This window comes from Paenibacillus sp. J31R30, from assembly GCF_059692115.1.
The window spans coordinates 610,204-628,224 of record NZ_JCAUAV010000002.1; the positions used below are offsets into that span (position 1 = coordinate 610,204).

Here is an 18,021-nt window from a genome sequence, read left to right on the forward strand (position 1 = left end):
ATAACTTTGTAACAATTTACTGTAATCATAAATGTTATAGTTGTGATTGTCAAGAGAGTCTTTCCCGTTGTCGTAAAATGTTGGATAATGGAAAAAGAAAGGGGTTGTTCCTCTTGAAACTAACGCAAAAAGAGTTGAATCACCTTGTTTTTTTGAGCGAAGTCGTACTAACAGGGAAAAAGAAGAGTCTAATGGACGAAACGCTGCAATGCTTACTTTATATTGTGAAATCTCTCGAAGAAGTAGAGCTTCCAGATTCAGTTATTGGACAAATTGAGCAGTTGACTGCTTTAATTGAAGCAGACTTACGCGAGGAGAACGAACGTATGCAAGAGATTCGCGGCCATCTAGATTGGATGCAGAAGAAGGAACGAAATTCTTCCATGCCAAGCTAACAAGGTGACAATCTGTCTATTTATGATATAATGTAGAGTACTGTTTTTTTTGAATATACGAGGTGATAATTATGAGCTATGAAATCCCAAGAAATGTGCAAGAGTTGGGACGCGACATCCAAGAGAACCAATTGAAATATCACCATAAATCCGTTTTGATTTCTAAAGAATTTACGTTTGACAGTGCGCATCATCTGCATTGTTATGAGGGAAAATGTAAAAGTCTACATGGCCACACTTATAAGCTGCAAGTGATTATGCGGGGAAAAGTGGATAGCCGAGGGATCGCAATAGATTTTGGGGATATTAAACGAATTACGAAAGAACGTGTGATTGATCGGTTGGATCACCGCTATTTGAACGATGTATTGCCGCCGATGAATACGACTGCTGAGAATATGGTGGTTTGGATATATGAAGAAATTCACCAAGCACTGCTTGATGAACAGCTGTATCCTGCGATTTCATTAGACGAGATTCGCCTATGGGAAACGCCGACTAGTTATGCAGCCATCACTCGCTCGATGATGGAGGAGGATGTGTAATGCGCGATATTCGCATTCCCATGGTCGAGATCTTCGAGACGGTTGAAGGGGAGGGAACCCGTGCCGGGTTCCCGACGATCTTCGTCCGTCTTTTTGGTTGCAATCTGCGCTGCACATGGTGTGACACCACGTACAGCTACCCGCCGGCGGAAGCCGAGAACGTCATGACCATTGCTGAAATTATCAGCAAGGTAGAGACATTCCGCTCCCGGCATATTTGCCTCACAGGCGGCGAGCCGCTGCTGTACGGCGACAAATCGCTCGCGTTGATCGAGGCGCTCGCCGAGCTGGAGCAGGTCGATGACCTGCACATCGAAACGAACGGTGCGATTGACCTTGCGCCATTTATCGCGCAAGTCACATCACCGAAGGTACGCTATGTGATGGACTTCAAGCTGCCGGATTCGGGTGAAATGGATCAGATGATTTACAGCAATTTCGAGCTGCTGCGTGAGCAAGATGAGCTGAAGTTCGTGATCGGAAGCGATCTTGACTTCCGCACGGCAGTCAACGTACTGCAGAAGTACCCGACAAAGGCGCTGCCGATGTTCAGTCCTGTGTGGGAAACGATGCCGCCGCGCAAGCTGGTTGATCTGATGCTGGCCGAAGGTTTATCGAACGTAAAGCTGAATATGCAGCTGCATAAAATTATTTGGGACCCAGCGATGCGAGGCGTCTAGCCTGCAGGCATTGTACGCACATGTACAATGCCATTTTCAAATTATAAGGAAGAGGTACTGATGACCATGAGTGAAAATAAAAAAAGAGCCGTTATTATTCTCAGCGGCGGTTTAGATAGTACGACTTGTATGGGTCTAGCCCAGGAGGCTGGCTATGATTTATTTCCGATTTCTTTTGACTATGGACAGCGCCACAAGATTGAAATCGAGAATGCCAAGCAAGTTGCTGAGCATTATGGGGTTTCATCTCGACACAAAATCATCAAGCTCGACTTCCTGCGTGATTTCGGCGGCAGTGCTCTAACAGATGATACCATTGATGTACCGAACGTGATGGACGGGGCTGAGTTAGAAGAAATTCCAGTAACTTACGTTCCTGGACGCAATCTATTATTTCTCTCCATTGCAACATCCTATGCAGAAGTTACGGGCTCTCAAGCGATTTATATCGGTGTAAATGCGCTAGACTACAGCGGATACCCAGATTGCCGTCCAGAATTCATCCATAAGGTCGAAGAGGTTATTGCTTTGGCGACTAAAGTGGGCGTGGAAGGTAAAGGCATCACGATTGAAACGCCATTGATCAACTGGACGAAAGCGAAGATCGTTGAGGAAGGCTTGAAAATCGGCGTTCCTTATGAGCTGACAACGTCTTGCTACAATGGAAAAGCTGAAGCTTGTGGCGAGTGCGATAGCTGCCGACTTCGCTTAAAAGGCTTTGAAGAAGCGGGCTCCAAAGATCCAATCCCTTATCTTGCATAACTGAATGGTTGGAGAAAGGCGGTGCAAGCATGACCCGTATTATGGTTGTTGATGATGACGCTGATATCAGAGAATTGATTCGCGTTTATTTGGCAGGGGAAGGCCTAACGGTTGTGCAAGCCAGCAATGGGCGCGAGGCACTGAGCCTTATGGAAATAACGCCAGCTGACCTAGTTGTGCTGGATGTCATGATGCCTTTGATGGATGGCTGGGAGCTGTGCCGCGAATTGCGGAAGAGTCACCCAGAACTCCCTTTACTGATGGTGACCGCAAAAAGCGAGTCTGTCCATAAAGTGAAGGGCTTCCAGCTCGGTACCGACGATTATCTCGTAAAGCCATTTGATCCGGTAGAACTCGTGATGAGAGTGAAGGCACTGCTCAAACGTTACCGAATCCATTCTTCTCAGGTAATCCTCATCGGGGGGATGACCATTGATCGCACAAATTATGAAGTTCGCTATCAAGATCAGCGGATTACGCTGCCATTGAAGGAATTCGAACTTCTATATAAGTTCGCTAGCCATCCTGGGCAAATTTTCACCCGTACACAGCTGATTGAGCAAATATGGGGGATGGATTATGAAGGCGATGAACGTACAGTTGATGTCCACATCAAACGTTTACGGGAACGCTTTGAGCCATACTCGGAGGGCTTTCAAATTACAACGATACGCGGATTAGGGTACAGGCTCGAGGTGAAGGCATGATCAAATCGCTGTATTTGCGCGTGGTTGTCACCTTTCTTGCGATCGTCGTCGCGAGTGTGCTTGTCGCTTTTCCTTTGGCCATGTACTTTTTTACCAATATGATTTCGACGCAATTTCAATCCGAGATGTTAGCCGTTGGGCGTCAAATTGTTACGTTAAGCAATGAAGTGCAGCCAAAGAACCTGTATTCCTTTGTAGCTGGGAGCAATCGACTGAACGAAAATTATTTGTTCACTCTATTTGATTCCAATGGTGTATCGTTAGGGCAAATCCCTAAGGATGTCAAAGGGAGGCCGCGTATTCAATCATCCGAGGTTGCTGACGTGTTAAAGGGTCATATATATAAAAGCCTGGATTTCAGTGCACCTTTACGTGGGATTAACGGCATTAAAGTCGGCGTGCCGCTGATCGTAGGTGATCAGAGCTACGCGTTATTCATACATACGAACATCACAGATGCTGCACGCAGCCAACTTCAGACCTTAATCGTATCTGTTCTTGCCATCGTCCTAATCGTGGGAAGCCTGCTTATTCTCATCGCTTCGCGCTATTTAGTGAATCCCTTGAAGAAGCTGACCCTGGCGACGGAGAAGCTGGCTCGAGGCAATTTTAATGTCAACGTGAACGTGAATAACAAGGACGAGCTTGGCAAACTCGCAGAGAGCTTCAACCATATGGCTGGAGAACTTAAGCAGCTTGAGATGATGCGGCAGGATTTCGTCTCCAATGTCTCACATGAAATTCAATCCCCACTGACGTCGATTCGCGGGTTTTCCAAAGCGCTGCGTGAATCTGATCTTGCAGAAAATGACCGTAACAAATACTTAGAGATCATTGAGCGTGAGAGCGAACGCTTATCTCGTTTGAGTGATAATTTACTGAAGCTGGCTTCGTTAGAGTCAGAGCATCATCCTTTTCATCCTTCGATCTATGATTTGGACGAGCAGCTGCGTCGTATTGTTGTGTTCTATGAGCCCCAATGGTCAGCAAAAGAACTGGATATGGATCTGGCACTGCCTCGTGTGAAAATCTTCGCGGATATGGATCAGCTAAGTCAAGTGTGGATGAATGTGATTGGCAATGCCATCAAATTCACACCTGCAGGAGGACATATTTATATCAAGCTTGTTCCCTTGCGTGACCGGGTCCAAGTATGGATTCAAGATAATGGAATAGGGATTCCGGTAGTTGAGCAAGGTCGTATTTTTGACCGATTCTATAAGGTTGATCAATCGAGACAGCGCGATAGCGGCAGCGGCCTTGGACTTGCTATCGTTAGAAAAATCATTGATATGCATGATGGCACGATTGAGGTTCAAAGTGAGGAAGGCAAAGGTACGCTATTTCTAATTGTTTTACCGACAACCCATTCGCCAACTAAAAAAAGTTAAGAAGAAACTTGGGAATGTTCACCAAGTTTCTTTATTTTGTTCATATTGAGTTCATATTGAACCTGTATCTTTAACTCACAATCATTAGTTGAGGGGAGTACAGGAATGAATCGACTCACACATTTTTCGATGAAAAACGTTTCCGCGTTATTCATCATCATGATCATGCTTTTTGTAGGCGGCTTGTATTCAGCAACACAGCTGAAGGAAGAGAACATGCCTAACGTTTCCTTCCCTGTTGTGGCCGTTACAACGACCTACACGGGTGCGCCAAAAGACGTTATGGATGAAATTACGGTACCCATTGAGAAGAAGCTGGCGAATCTAGAGGATCTAGACTCCATGCAGTCCACTTCCAGCGATAATTTCTCCATGGTTATTATTTTCTTCAAGCAAAATGTCGATATCGATAAAAAGAAACAGGCTGTACAGGATGCCCTGTCTACTGTTTCCTTACCTGCTACAGCAGGTGCGCCGAAAGCTTCTACCTTCGGTGCGGCATCGTTTCCTTCGAACTATTTAGTCGCCTATGCGAACGAAGGAGTAAGCCAAACAGAGCTCGATAAAACGTTCAAGGATACGATTAAACCTGGACTTGAAGGTATCAAAGGGATCGACCATATGGACATTATCGGTGCCAGAGATACTTCCCTCGATATTGAGCTAGATGCAGCGGCCCTAGATGTCTATGGTTTATCACCAGGAATGGTGAGCAATGCCATTAATACAGCCTCTACAAAAACACCAATCGGTTCGGTTGAAATCGATGGGAATAGCAAAATGACCCGAGTAACAGGCAACCTATCCAGCTTGTTTGATCTACAAAAAGTAGAGATTACAACGCCGAAGGGTACCATCGTTACGTTGGATCAAGTTTCCAAAGTAAAGGCGATCACCGAATCGGATTTCAACGGACGCTTAGATGGCAAGCCAGCCATTGGTATGATTTTGTATAAAGCTGGCAGTGCAAATGCGGTTGAATTCTCCGAAGCAATTGAGAAGAACATTACGGATTGGAAAACAACCTTACCGAACATTACGTTCAAAAGCACCTTTGATAGCGCTGATCAAATCAAAGAATCGATCTCAGGACTTGTTCGTGAAGGGATTGTGGGTGCAGTCCTTGCATCACTAATGATTCTAGTCTTCTTACGTAATGTAAGAATGACGTTAATCGTTCTCGTTTCGATTCCGCTCTCGATTTTGATCACATTATTATTAATGTCGCAATTAGATCTGACACTCAACACGATGACACTAGGTGGTATATTTATCGCCGTTGGACGGGTTGTCGATGATTCGATTGTTGTTATTGAAAATATATATGCCTCCTTGGAAAAAGCGCAGGAACGTAAAGAATCTGTTATTGCGTTAGCTACTAAGCAAGTTTCGATGGCGATTACTTCATCCACTTTGGCAACTGTTGGGGTATTTGCTCCACTTGCATTAGTAACTGGCGTTGTAGGTGGATTCTTCCGACCATTCGCATTAACGATTGCCTGTGCGCTTCTTTCTTCCCTGATCGTAGCATTAACGGTTATCCCGATGCTTTCGAAATTACTCGTGTTGCGCAGTAAACCAGGTAAAGTACAGCATGATGAGTCGGCGCCAACAAAGATGACAATGTTTTATGAAAAAGTTCTGACATGGAGCTTGAAAAATAGAATCAAAACGTTATTAATCGCATTAGTTATGCTAGTTGGGACGATGGCAGGAACGATTCCGTTCTTATCTGTCGCATTCTTACCTGCCTCAGCAGCATCGCATATTATGTATTTCCAAATAAAATTGCCTTATTCCACGTCATTTGATGCAACAGATAGCAAAACGAGAGAAATTGAAACGGTTTTGTTAGACCTGAAGGATTCAAACGGGGAGCCCGTATTTAAATTTGTTGAAGCACTAGTTGGTTATGCAGGTAGTGATGATGACCGGACTCCTTACGCGTCTCAGATTTTCCTTGAAGTCAATGAACATGTAGATCCGAAACAAGTGCAGGAGCAAACAACAGCTTATATTTTATCCGAGCTGCCGAATGGTTCTGAAGTTGAGCCTAAGTCCATGGAAGGTGATTTCGGGGTATCGAGTACAGACTTTGCCTACACCCTGAAAGGTGATGATCAGCTTCAATTAGAAAAAGCCGCTAGAATGGTTAAAGAGAAATTGAACACATTCCCTGAGCTGGCTGAAGTTGAAGATAATTTGAGTGATGCCAAAACAGAAATTGAAATTGCCGTTGATCAGAAAAAGGCTAGAGCCTACGGCTTAAGCGCTGCCTCCGTTCGCGATGCGGCACGCACATGGATTACAAAGCAAAATCTAGGCGATATGAAATTCGATAATATTGTATATACAACAACGGTTTCATTGGAAAAAACGGATAAAGATTCCCTTGAAAAGCTGGGCAATATTCCGTTAACGGCTCAGAATGGCTCCACCATTCTTTTGAAGGAAGTTGCCAAAATCAATGAAACGAAAGGCGCTGCCTCGCTTGCAAGAGAGAATCAGTTCCAGCTCGTAAAAGTTTCTGCCAAAATCAATTCAGACGATAAAACAGCTGTAAGTGCGAAGCTGAGCACAGCCTTGAAGGAGCTTGAGCTTCCTGAGGGTGTTACACCGCAAATTACAGGCGTATCCGAAGATGTTAACGAAAGCTTTACCCAGTTGTTCGTTGCTATGGCCGCTGCCATTTTCGTTGTCTACTTGATCATGGTACTGGCGTTCGGGAATGCAAGTGCGCCATTTGCGATTCTATTCTCACTTCCGCTAGCTGTCATTGGCGGACTCTTAGGACTCGTCATTGCTAGAGAACCTTTAACCGTTACTTCCATGATCGGGTTCCTCATGTTGATTGGTATCGTCGTCACGAATGCGATCGTCTTGATCGACCGTGCACAACAGCTGCGCGAAGAAGGATATACCGTTCGTCATGCACTAATTGAAGCTGGGAAAATACGACTTCGTCCCATTATTATGACAGCTGGTGCTACCATTATGGCGTTAATGCCGTTAGCACTCGGTATTTCTGCCGAAGGCGGTCTTATCGGTAAAGGTCTCGGTGTTGTTGTTATTGGTGGTTTGATTACCTCTACACTCTTGACTCTAGTTGTTGTACCGATCATTTACGAGTTAATTGAGAGTATGAAAAACCGTATTAGCCGCATGTTTAATCGGAAGAAAAGCAACGAAAAAATGACAACGAGTTCGTTAGAGGTATAAGGAGGCACATCGATGATTAACGAAGGTTCACGAAGAGGGCATAGTAAATATCGCTGGATGGGGGTCATCACGCTGTTAACCGCAGCGACTGTTTTGGCAACCGCCTGCTCAGCACCAGGAGCTAAGGATGCGGCAACTGTACAGTTAACGCCTAAAGCCGTTAAAACAGAAGCCATTAAGCTTCAGAAAATAAGTAATCCCATCGAGCAGGTTGCCGATGTTGCAGCCGGAACAACGCTCGATGTCATGGCGAAAGTGAATGGTGAAGTTACGGAAGTTCTGAAGAAACGAGGCGAATATGTAACGAAAGGCGATGTTCTCTTCGTTATTGATAACAAAGATGCCTTATCTGCGAAGCGCAAGAGTGAGCTTCAAGTGAAAAGCGCACAGGATTCTTTACAGCAAGCTAGAGATAGCAAAGTGAATAATCGGAAAGACTTGGCTGATAACGTTGCTCGCACGCAAACGGCGTTGAAGAATGCACAGCAAGATTACAACAAAATCAGAAATGATTTTGAAGCGGGAGCTGTCGTACAACGTCAAGTGGATCAAGTAAAGCAAGCGCTGGATAACGCGCAAATGAACTTTGATTCTGCCCAGAATAAGCTAACTGCCTTCGATAATACCGATTCGATCTCTGCGATCGAAACACAAGCAGCATCTGCGAATCTTTCGTTAGAGGATGCGACGCGATCTTTGGAGAATTATGAAGTTAAGGCTCCGGGTAGTGGTATTTTGACAGACTTCACTGTGGTGGTAGGACAAACGGCCTCTGCTGCGGCAGGTAAAGTTGGTCAAGTTCAGCAGATCGATCCGATCAAAATCAAAACGGAGCTCGCTGAGACGAACTATCAACTTGTGAAAAATAAGAAAGAGCTCGTGTACTACAGCCCGAACACCCCTGATAAGAAAGGGACAGCGAAGATTAGCTATTTAGCGCCAATCATGAGTGCTGCTTCCAAAACGTATACGTTGGAATTAGAAGTTCCTAATCCAGATCGTACGATTCAACCAGGTGGACGCTACTTAGTCCAATTGACAACGGAGACTGAGGAAAAAGTTGCTGTTGTGCCTACACTAAGTATCATTCGTGAGGAATCCGATACGTTCGTATTCGTGCAGCAGGGCGATCAATATATGAAACGGAAAGTGAAGCTTGGGCGCATTAATGGGGAGTTCCAGGAAGTGCTGGATGGCGTGAAGGAAGGCGAACAGTTAGTTGTTAGTGGCCAGAACACGTTGAAAGATGGGCAAAAGGTGAATAGCCCGGCTGCTTCTGCTGGGCCATCTGCAACTCCAGCTGCCAAGTAACATCTTTGAAATTCATAATGAGGGAGAAGTTATAGATGAAAAAAAGACCATGGAAATCTAGTTTGACAGCTATCATGCTGGGAGCAATGATCGTTCAAGGAGGTACCGCAGCATGGGCTGCGGAGCCTTCAACACCTACTGTAGCCGCTCCAACAGTCAACTATGGCTTAACGAAGGATATTCGGGCGGCTGTTAAAAGCGTGTCTGAAACACCTACAGCGACAGGCTCACAGCTTGCTGTAACGGTACGTTTGTACAACGGTGGCACAACGCTTAATCGTGTACCAGAGCACGAGCTTCGCGTTCAAACTTCCAGCGGGATCTCTTACACGCTGAAACCAAGTGCAAGCAATAAAGCATCACTGCAGCCGAAGGAAATTGCGGAGCTTGTCTATTTGGCTTCTATCGATACGAAGGAAATCGGATCACTTGAGCAGCTTTCCTTTGTGAACGTTGATATGTACGCTTATCCGAAGATTGAAACTACTCTCCTTAGCGTGCCGACGAATAACGTATGGTATGGCGGAACAGGCAGCTCCGCTATTCAAAGCATTCCTAATGTAGAGTGGGGGCAAGCCATTACGATTCCTGGCGTGAACTCAGGACTATCCTATTCGACTGTTGAAGCCTCGGTGCAGAACACGGACAAAGGTCATGTAGCGGTTGTAACAGTACTTGTAAATAATTCGGGAGCGGGTCGTGAAACAGTCCCTCCCTTCAGAATGGATGCGCAGTCCGAGCAGAAGAATTACGAAGGAAAACGTACAGAAACTGCTCCAGTTGTTTTGGGAGCAGGGGAGAGTGCCTACATCCATTATGCGATTCCTGTGGATAATGGTGTAACGTTAACGAACCTGATTCTCCTCTCCACGGATATATTTGTATCCAAGGAAACGACACAAGCAACCGAACTGGCAACGGCTAAATTGGCGATTAATTGGCCGCAGGAGCAAGGCAAACTTGCCGCGACTGCTTATACGATCGGTCAACCGATCCAATTTGATGCTTTGACCAAGGCAGTTGATAAGTCAACGCAAGTGTCACTTATGGAGCTTCATCTGCACGAGAATCCAAGCGAAGGCTACAAGACAGCAGTCGCAAAGTTCAAATTAACGAACACAAGCACATCGCCAATCGCGACACCTGCATTCTTGACAGAGTTAACAAGTAAGCAAGGTGCCTCCTACCAAGGTGCTCGTCAAACGAATGTGACAACCATGATGAACCCTGGATTAAGCTATGTGGTCAGCTATTCCTATATTGTTCCACAATCCGAAGATAGTGAGAGCTTTGCTTTGAAAATATTAGATGCACAGGCTGCAGCGCCTTATACGACAACGATTGCTGCCCTGCAAACGGACCTACAAAAGGAAAGTACGAATAATGTAATTTCCTTGTACCCGATTGATGTGACATTCAAAGACATAACCGTTAATATGCAATATGCACTCGGGACATACAGCTATAAGGTGAAGTTGGATCTAAATATTTCTCAGGATGCAAATGTTGTGGTTGATAACAATTTCTCCAAATTAAGATTTGAGATCGTAGATAGTCTAGGGCGTGTTGTAGGTTCTAAAGACGCATCATTCTTTGGGGCTAATAAGTTAATCAGTGGCAATCAAGTCCTTGATGCGTCTGGGGCCAATTTAGATCAATTTAGCTCCCCATTCACGATCAATGTATATGAAACGATTGAGACACCGATGGGAACAGCTAAACGTTTAATCAAAGTAATGAAATAATCGCACTTGCGTTGTACAGCAAAGGGCAGCCCGCTAGTAGAGATAATCTACTGGCGGGCTGCCCTTCTTCTGTAAGTATACCGTTTAGCGCAGTACGCGGGCTTTCACGGATTTGGCATAATCGGAGGGAGACATACCGACTGCTTTCTTGAAATCTCTCGAAAAATAATGAATGCTCGTGTATCCTAGCAAGCTGGCAATCTCGGTTATATTGAAGGCTTCCTCTCGCATATAGGTCTTAGCCTGCTCTATTTTGAGCTGTTTAAAGGCCTCCATCACGCCCATCCCTTTCTGGGATTGGAACAATTCTTTCATACGGCTTTTACCAAGATGAAAGGTTTGGCAGAGATGATCGAGTGTAAAGGAATCGGCCAGATGCTCGCTCAAGTAATCGCTAATTTTCTGGACGAGCTGGTTCTCAGCTTTTTCTTTTTGCAGAGAGGATTGCTTGAGTTTCGTCGTTTCTTGCGCAGCGGGCCCATCTTTTTTGCGGATGAGTGCGATGAACAGCATTTCCAAATACATTTTGATAAGCTGTTCGCTTGCGAAAGGTGCTCCACCATGTCTTTCCAGTAGATGAACGGAGGGGGAGTCGAACGGAGGCAGGAAGGCTTGAAACCCTTCTTGCATGATGCTTGACAGCATATTGCGCTCTCTATCCCCTAATGCGACTACTTTATTCTCGAAATGTACCATCGCTTCCGAATGACACGCGAAGGCGATGACAATGAGATTTGGCGGCTTATGTGTTTGTCTGACATGAACGGTATGGAACTCTTCCGGTTTATGAAAAATCATACTTCCCTGCTTCAGGGTGTGTATGACATCGTCTGCGCGAACTTCGACTTCACCTTTATCCACATAGAGTATTTCCCAGAAGTCGTGCTGTTCACCGTCGAATACAAAGCCTTTGGCATATTCAAAATAGTGAAAGGAAATGAGAGCTTCGATCGAAAGTGATTCCTGTAAATAAATCATTGGGAAATCCATGCTGTCCGTCCTCTCTAGGGGGATTTTCTTCCCGATTACTTCTTATTTTAACATATTGAAATTGGCTAAAGTGCAAATAATTCGGCTTAATAGATAAATCATATGTGACGTCTCTCTTTTATAATGAAGGAAAGAAGCGGAGGAGATTACAATGAAAAAAGGGATTAATATTTGGTCATTTCCAGGCTCCATGAGCGTAAAGGATTGCATCACAACTGCGAAAAAAGCCGGCTTCGACGGCATTGAGTTAGCTCTGAATGAAACTGGTGAGCTGAGTCTTGAAAGCACAGAAAGTGAAGTTCGCGCATACCGTCAACATGCTGACGATACAGGTATTGAGGTAAGCAGCTTGGCAACAGGCTTATTCTGGTCCTATTCGTTGACAAGCAGTCAACCGCAAATTCGTCAGAAGGCCAAAGATATCGTTAAGAAGCAGCTAGAGCATGCCGCGGCACTTGGTGTTGATACGATTCTAGTCGTGCCAGGCGCGGTGGGTGTTGATTTTATCCCTGATTCTGAAGTAGTGCCGTATGATCAAGCCTATGATTACTCTTTAGAAGCGATTCAGGAACTATCTGGCGTAGCTGAGTCCTTGAAGGTTTCGATTGGGATCGAGAATGTGTGGAACAAATTCTTATTATCACCGCTGGAAATGCGGGATTTCATTGATAAAGTCAATTCCCCTTACGTAGGTGCCTATTTCGATGTAGGGAATGTCATTTTCTCGGGGTATCCGGAGCATTGGATTTCTATTTTGAGTCATCGTATCAAAAAAGTGCATTTCAAGGATTATCGCCGCGCAGCTGGCGGTTTACATGGCTTTGTTGACCTCCTTGCAGGTGATGTGAATTATCCAGCAGTCATGAAAGCTCTTCAAACGATTGGCTATGAAGATTATGTCATTGCGGAAATGATCCCTGGCTATACGCATCACGGCGAGCAAATCGTTTATAACACATCAGGCGCGATGGATGCAATTTTGGGGAGGAAGTAAACAATGTTAAGAATTGGACTAGTTGGATTAGGGTTCATGGGAAGAACGCATCTAGAGAATTATGTTCGCTTGGAAGCAGAAGGTGTTGCAATCAAAGTCGTAGCGCTATGTGATATCGACCCGCAGAAGCTTGAAGGCAATGCGGTTGCTGGTAATATCGCGACAGGGGATTCTCCCATCGATTTCAGCCTTTATGCGAAATATACGAGTGTGTCCGAGATGATCGAGAAGGAACAGCTTGATTTCGTGGATCTTGCACTCCCAACGTATCTTCACCGCGACATAACGATTGAATGCTTAAATAAAGGTCTGCACGTGCTGTGTGAGAAGCCGATGGCATCGAATTCACAAGAGTGTGAAGAGATGATTGAGGCAGCCAAAGTGAACGGTAAACAGTTGATGATCGGTCAGTGTCTACGCTTTTGGCCGGCCTATGTGTACTTGAAAGAAGCGGTAGAGAACGGGACTTTCGGTAAAGTGACAAGCGGATATTTCTACCGCGGCGGCGCAACTCCGACTTGGGGACCTTGGTTAATTGACAAAGAGAAGAGCGGCGGCGCCTTATTGGATATGCATGTTCATGATATCGATATGGTCAACTGGCTGTTCGGTAAACCAGAATCCGTTTCATGCTTAGCACGAAATGTGGTTCCGGGCAGCGGCTATGATGTCGTGTCTACGAACTATTTGTACGGAGACGGGAAAGTCATCAATGCGCAGGCGGACTGGACATTGGAAGGCGATTACGGCTTCGAGATGCTATACCGCGTTAACTTCGAGAAGGCTAATCTGATTTTCAACGCGAGCGGATTAAAAGTAAACCTGAATGATGCGCCTGGTTTCAATCCGGAGATTTCACCAGAGATGGGCTATTACCTGGAGCTGAAATATTTCGTGGAGACGCTACTCTCAGGGCAAGCGGTGTCGACAGCAACTCCTGAAAGTACAATGGGTACAATCGATATTGCTGTGGCTGAGATGACTTCTGCCGACAAGAAGGGCGCTTGGGTACAGGTGAAGTAAATAACTGATTAATTAAAGTAAACCTTGGGAATCGAGTCTGATTTCTAAGGTTTTTGTTATGTTAATTATTTTCATTTGACTGCAATCGCTTACGTATTCTATGCTAGTTGCATTTGCAATAACTAGAGGTGAAACGAATGAAAGACAAAGATTCAACAGCATCCTGGCAAAAGCTTCGTCTATTCGCAGTCACTTGGCCGATATTTATTGACTCCGTGCTACGTATGATGTTAGGAACAGCGGATGTGTTCATGCTAAGCCGAATCTCAGATGAAGTGACCGGAGCCGTAGGCTTAGCCAATGAGCTTATCATGTTCTGTATTCTAATGTTTGGTTTTGTCGGCATTGGAACGAGTGTAGCCGTTGCGCAGCATCTAGGTGCTGGCCAGGTAAAGGAAGCCAGCCGAATTTCCGCACTAGCGATTACCATAAACCTGATTTTTGGAATCATCGTGAGTATTGCTTTGGTTGTTTTTGGTGAGCCGTTGATGCAGCTCATGCATTTGCCACCTGAACAAATTGGGATTGCCAAGACGTATTTGAATTTGATCTCGGCTTTTATCTGGATCGAAGCTCTATCCTATGCGATTTCTTCGGTTTTGCGCTCCAATGGTCAGACACGGGACGTTATGTTCGTGACATTGGGTGTCAATGTGATCCATGTCGTGGGGAACTCGCTCTTGATTTTCGGAAACTTGGGATTCCCAGAATGGGGAGTGACAGGAGCGGCGGTTTCAACGATCGTAAGTCGATTAATTGGTCTAATAATCCTTGTTGTCATCCTATACCGACGTCTACAAGTACCGATCCTGCTCAAGCACTATGTGAGCTTCAATTCTCGTATTGTTAAGCAAATCCTTAGTATCGGATTACCATCTGCTGGTGAGCATATTTCTTGGCAGTCGCAGTACTTGATGATCTTCAGCTTCATCAATATTATTGGGGCTACAGCGTTAAGCGCCCATGTATATGTGATGAATATCACCAATTATTTTATAGCTTTAGGCATGGCCATTGGGATGGGAACAGAAATTATTGTGGGACATATGGTTGGTGCGGGTGCTTTTCAAGCGGCGTATCATAAATTGATTAGAAGTTTAAAGTTTACCTTTGTCTTGACCTTTGTTGTTGTCGGTATCGCCTCGATTTTCCGTAAAGAGTTGTTGGGGCTCTTCACAGATAATCCAGATATCATCATGATGGGGTCGACGATTCTACTTCTTTCTATCATCCTGGAACCAGGGCGAACCTTTAACTTAGTTGTCATCAATTCCTTGCGTGCTGCGGGTGATGCTAGATTCCCCGTTATGATGGGGGTTGTCTCCATGTGGGGGATAGCGGTACCACTATCCTATTGGTTAGGGATACATCTAGAGATGGGCCTACTCGGAGTATGGATTGCTTTTACAGTGGATGAATGGACGAGAGGTTTGTTGATGTATCTGCGTTGGAGAAGCCGTGTATGGCAAAGTAAATCATTGGTCAGACCAAGCGGTGAAGCATTGTCCACGCCAATTTAATCTTAAAATGGAAGAAGCCTAAAACTCTCTTAGCAAGAGTCTTAGGCTTCTTTTTCATATGAATAAGGCTGACATGAAGGATGTGGCTGGCGGCTGGTAATCATACTATATTCATTTTCTTGTAAAAGAATTGGATGTTTGTAGGAAATCATAGAAAACGTGCTAGTGTCCCCCTGTATAGATGTGAATGGCATCTCTTAGAAATTCAGCGGTTCCTGGTTGCTTTACATCATAGTAAGCTTTGAATCGCTCGTCGTCCACGTACATTTGGGCAAGTCCTGCATGGGCTTCTTTACTGTATTCGCTCCAATAGAACATGAGCCATTGTTTGTGCAAATCGGCTGCTTTTTGAGCCAATTCACTTGCTGGATCACCTTGCTTGAAAGCCTCCGCTAATGTAACGCTTACTTCTTCGGCCAAACGTGTAACTTCCTCGTGCTGTTCCTGCGTCATGTTTTTTAACTTTTGATTGCTTTTATTCACTTGCTCATCGCCATATTTCTCGCGAATTTCTTTCCCGTATTTCTTCTCGTTATCATCAATTAGCTTTTGTTTGAAGCCTTCAAATTTCTGTTTATTGGACATGGTAAGTCTCCCTTCGTTAGAAGCAATGGTTTGCTCTACATTGGCAATGAGTGTATCCAATAGCCGCCGCTTATCAAGAAGCTGCTCACGATGGTCTCTCAGCGCACGGGTTCCGTCGAACGCAGGCGAAGTTATAATTTCTTTGATCTGTTCTAGCGAGATACCAAGCTCACGGTAAAATAATATTTGCTGAAGTCGATCTACCTCCGCTTGCCCATAAATGCGATATCCGGATGAGTTGATTCTTGCCGGCATAAGAAGCTCAATCTCATCATAATAGCGAAGTGTACGGGTGCTGATTCCTGCCAACTTCCCCAAGTGCTGTACGGTGTATTCCATCTGCTCACCTCCTGACAACTTAACTGTAAGGCTTTACGTAGCGTTAATGTCAATACCTTTTTTTCGCTTTGTTTGGCCATGTGAAATGCATGATGTAGGTTATGAGCGCAACGAGCAGGATGAAAAGCAAGCTAACAAAGAAGCCTGGACGCGTAGTAGGGTGTAAAGATGCCCCTGCGACGGCACAGAGGATAAGTACAATACCAGCCCAACGTTTGTACATGCGTGAACGCGTGTGGGTTAATAAGCGACCTGAAGAAAGCAAGATCAATAACCAGATGAAGAGCAAGGTGAGACCCGCTGCTGTAGACATATAGGCATACAAGCCCTCGGGTAAAAGCAGGGAAAGCACAACTGCCGCAGCCATGCCTCCGGTAGTTAACGCAAGCGCAGCATAGGGAATTTGTCTTGGCCCACTTGTCGTACGGGTGAAAATCAGCGGGGCATCATGATCCTTTGCCAGTGCGACCAGAATTGCGGTAACAGCGAATAAGGAAGCAACCATCGTGGAGAAAGCAGCAATAATGAGGATGGCGTTAAACACGTGCGGAACATAGGGAAGCGGGTAGCTTTCCAAGCTAACCTGGAAGGGGCTCTTTTTGTCATGAAGGGCATGTAAAGGAAGCAGGGTTAGGACTAGGAAGAGGGAGACGATGTATAGGATGGCTAAAAGGAGGAGCATCATGGAGCCGGCTTTGTGAGCTTCGCTCGATTTCTTAAGGCGCATAGCAAAAAGGCCCATCATTTCTGTGCCGCCGAAGGCGTAGAAGGCATAGATGAGGGATGACCAAGAGCCCTTGGGCCCCGAGGGCAAAAAGGTTTCGCCCGTGATCGGAAACGAAAGCGGATGAAGGCCACCCGAGATCCAACCCAGTACCGCGGCACCTGCAAGAAGGAGGAACATCAAGAGCGCAGATACTTTGATGAGTGCGAAAATATGCTCCGAACGCTCGAACGCTTTCGACCCGAGTAAGATCACACCAACACCGAGAGTGGCATAGATCATCGCAAACAGCCACATGGGAATCGTGGGAAACCAGAACCGCGTAAACAGGGAGAGAGCGGCTAATTGACTCCCCATAATCATCAACTGGGAGCCCCAATAGATCCAGCCGCAGCTAAATCCGGCCCAGTGGCCAAATGCCAATTTGGCATAGGAGCGGAATGAGCCATGCTGTGGATTCGCATCTATCATTTGAAGCAGAGCGTCGAGCACGATATAAGTGCCTATTGCTGCTAAAATGAACAAAAAGAGCATCGAAGCGCCGCCCATCGTTAGGCCGATTCCGACTCCGAGAAAGTAGCCAGTTCCTAACGTACAGGCGACGCCGAGCAGCGATAACTGCCACCAAGTCATGGTGCCGTTCTTCGTTGGGGTTGCTTTTGTGGACATGCCGCCTCCTAAGCTGTTCAAGAGAGATTGACAACAGCCCATAGTATAGCTTGTCCATTGGTAAAATATACTTTTAGATGAGGTCCATCCGTACGAAAAGCTGCGCATCTCTTTCGATGACTTCATAGGGTTGAAGTCGCGCATTAGGTACATTATGGCATCGGCCCGTGTGTACTTCAAAGGTCCAGCCATGCAGCGGACATTCAAGCTCGCCATTTTCTAACTCAACCTCATAGCCGGCGTGGGGGCAACGACTAGAGAGCAGCGTGTAGATACCATCCGCTTCCGTTAGGAAGAATCGCTTGCCATTCACTTTCACTTCGGACGGGTTTGCAGTAAACTGATCCTTAGCACCAATAAGGATTTCATTCATGGGAATGCTCCTTTTCATAAGGGATTTCTTGTGAGTACATAACCTCATT

The 18,021-nt window shown here is 45.5% G+C and carries 16 protein-coding genes; 12 read left to right on the forward strand and 4 right to left on the reverse strand.

Annotation, left to right across the window (positions count from 1 at the left end; all coding sequences use genetic code 11):
* Positions 1-113: 113 nt before the first annotated feature.
* The 9 genes from AC58QO_RS08715 to AC58QO_RS08755 all read left to right on the forward strand — a co-directional run bounded on the left by AC58QO_RS08715 (position 114) and on the right by AC58QO_RS08755 (position 10,755).
* Positions 114-395, forward strand: a complete 282-nt coding sequence (locus tag AC58QO_RS08715; RefSeq protein WP_497264898.1) for a hypothetical protein — start codon at positions 114-116, stop codon at positions 393-395.
* Positions 396-466: 71 nt separating this feature from the next.
* Entirely contained in the window at positions 467-940 is a 474-nt protein-coding gene (queD, locus tag AC58QO_RS08720; protein ID WP_497264899.1) for a 6-carboxytetrahydropterin synthase QueD, read from the forward strand.
* Positions 940-1,620 (forward strand): 7-carboxy-7-deazaguanine synthase QueE, encoded by a 681-nt coding sequence (locus tag AC58QO_RS08725; RefSeq protein ID WP_497264900.1) that lies wholly within the window; start codon positions 940-942, stop codon positions 1,618-1,620. The genes queD and AC58QO_RS08725 overlap by 1 nt, the downstream gene beginning before the upstream one ends.
* A gap of 66 nt (positions 1,621-1,686) precedes the next feature.
* Entirely contained in the window at positions 1,687-2,382 is a 696-nt protein-coding gene (gene queC, locus AC58QO_RS08730; RefSeq protein ID WP_497264901.1) for a 7-cyano-7-deazaguanine synthase QueC, read from the forward strand.
* A gap of 29 nt (positions 2,383-2,411) precedes the next feature.
* A complete protein-coding gene (locus AC58QO_RS08735) occupies positions 2,412-3,089 on the forward strand; it encodes a response regulator transcription factor (RefSeq protein WP_497264902.1) in 678 nt (225 codons plus the stop codon).
* Positions 3,086-4,480, forward strand: coding sequence for a sensor histidine kinase (locus AC58QO_RS08740; protein ID WP_497264903.1), 1,395 nt, complete (start codon positions 3,086-3,088; stop codon positions 4,478-4,480). The genes AC58QO_RS08735 and AC58QO_RS08740 overlap by 4 nt, the downstream gene beginning before the upstream one ends.
* A 105-nt stretch (positions 4,481-4,585) precedes the next feature.
* A complete protein-coding gene (locus tag AC58QO_RS08745) occupies positions 4,586-7,699 on the forward strand; it encodes an efflux RND transporter permease subunit (protein ID WP_497264904.1) in 3,114 nt (1,037 codons plus the stop codon).
* A 12-nt stretch (positions 7,700-7,711) separates the two neighbouring features.
* A complete protein-coding gene (locus tag AC58QO_RS08750; RefSeq protein ID WP_497264905.1) occupies positions 7,712-9,010 on the forward strand; it encodes an efflux RND transporter periplasmic adaptor subunit in 1,299 nt (432 codons plus the stop codon).
* Between the two features lie 35 nt (positions 9,011-9,045).
* Complete coding sequence (locus AC58QO_RS08755) at positions 9,046-10,755, forward strand: hypothetical protein (protein ID WP_497264906.1); 1,710 nt, start codon at positions 9,046-9,048, stop codon at positions 10,753-10,755.
* Between the two features lie 84 nt (positions 10,756-10,839).
* On the opposite strand, the gene AC58QO_RS08760 is transcribed toward AC58QO_RS08755, so the two are convergent.
* The gene (locus AC58QO_RS08760) at positions 10,840-11,745 is read right to left on the reverse strand and encodes a helix-turn-helix domain-containing protein (RefSeq protein ID WP_497264907.1); all 906 of its coding nucleotides are present in this window, start codon (positions 11,743-11,745) and stop codon (positions 10,840-10,842) included.
* Positions 11,746-11,896: 151 nt separating this feature from the next.
* Here AC58QO_RS08760 and AC58QO_RS08765 point away from each other — a divergent pair, with 151 nt between their 5' ends.
* The 3 genes from AC58QO_RS08765 (at position 11,897) to AC58QO_RS08775 (ending at position 15,282) form a co-directional block, all read left to right on the forward strand.
* Complete coding sequence (locus tag AC58QO_RS08765; RefSeq protein WP_497264908.1) at positions 11,897-12,739, forward strand: sugar phosphate isomerase/epimerase family protein; 843 nt, start codon at positions 11,897-11,899, stop codon at positions 12,737-12,739.
* Positions 12,740-12,742: 3 nt separating this feature from the next.
* On the forward strand, positions 12,743-13,762 hold the full coding sequence (locus AC58QO_RS08770; RefSeq protein ID WP_497264909.1) for a Gfo/Idh/MocA family protein: 1,020 nt from the start codon (positions 12,743-12,745) through the stop codon (positions 13,760-13,762).
* A 137-nt stretch (positions 13,763-13,899) separates the two neighbouring features.
* A complete protein-coding gene (locus tag AC58QO_RS08775; RefSeq protein ID WP_497264910.1) occupies positions 13,900-15,282 on the forward strand; it encodes an MATE family efflux transporter in 1,383 nt (460 codons plus the stop codon).
* Between the two features lie 162 nt (positions 15,283-15,444).
* Here AC58QO_RS08775 and AC58QO_RS08780 read toward each other — a convergent pair whose 3' ends face one another.
* From AC58QO_RS08780 to AC58QO_RS08790, 3 genes are all read right to left on the reverse strand, one after another.
* Positions 15,445-16,206, reverse strand: a complete 762-nt coding sequence (locus AC58QO_RS08780) for a MerR family transcriptional regulator (RefSeq protein WP_497264911.1) — start codon at positions 16,204-16,206, stop codon at positions 15,445-15,447.
* A gap of 49 nt (positions 16,207-16,255) precedes the next feature.
* Positions 16,256-17,599 (reverse strand): amino acid permease, encoded by a 1,344-nt coding sequence (locus tag AC58QO_RS08785; protein ID WP_497264912.1) that lies wholly within the window; start codon positions 17,597-17,599, stop codon positions 16,256-16,258.
* Positions 17,600-17,672: 73 nt separating this feature from the next.
* Positions 17,673-17,972, reverse strand: coding sequence for a Rieske (2Fe-2S) protein (locus AC58QO_RS08790; RefSeq protein ID WP_497264913.1), 300 nt, complete (start codon positions 17,970-17,972; stop codon positions 17,673-17,675).
* Positions 17,973-18,021: the final 49 nt, after the last annotated feature.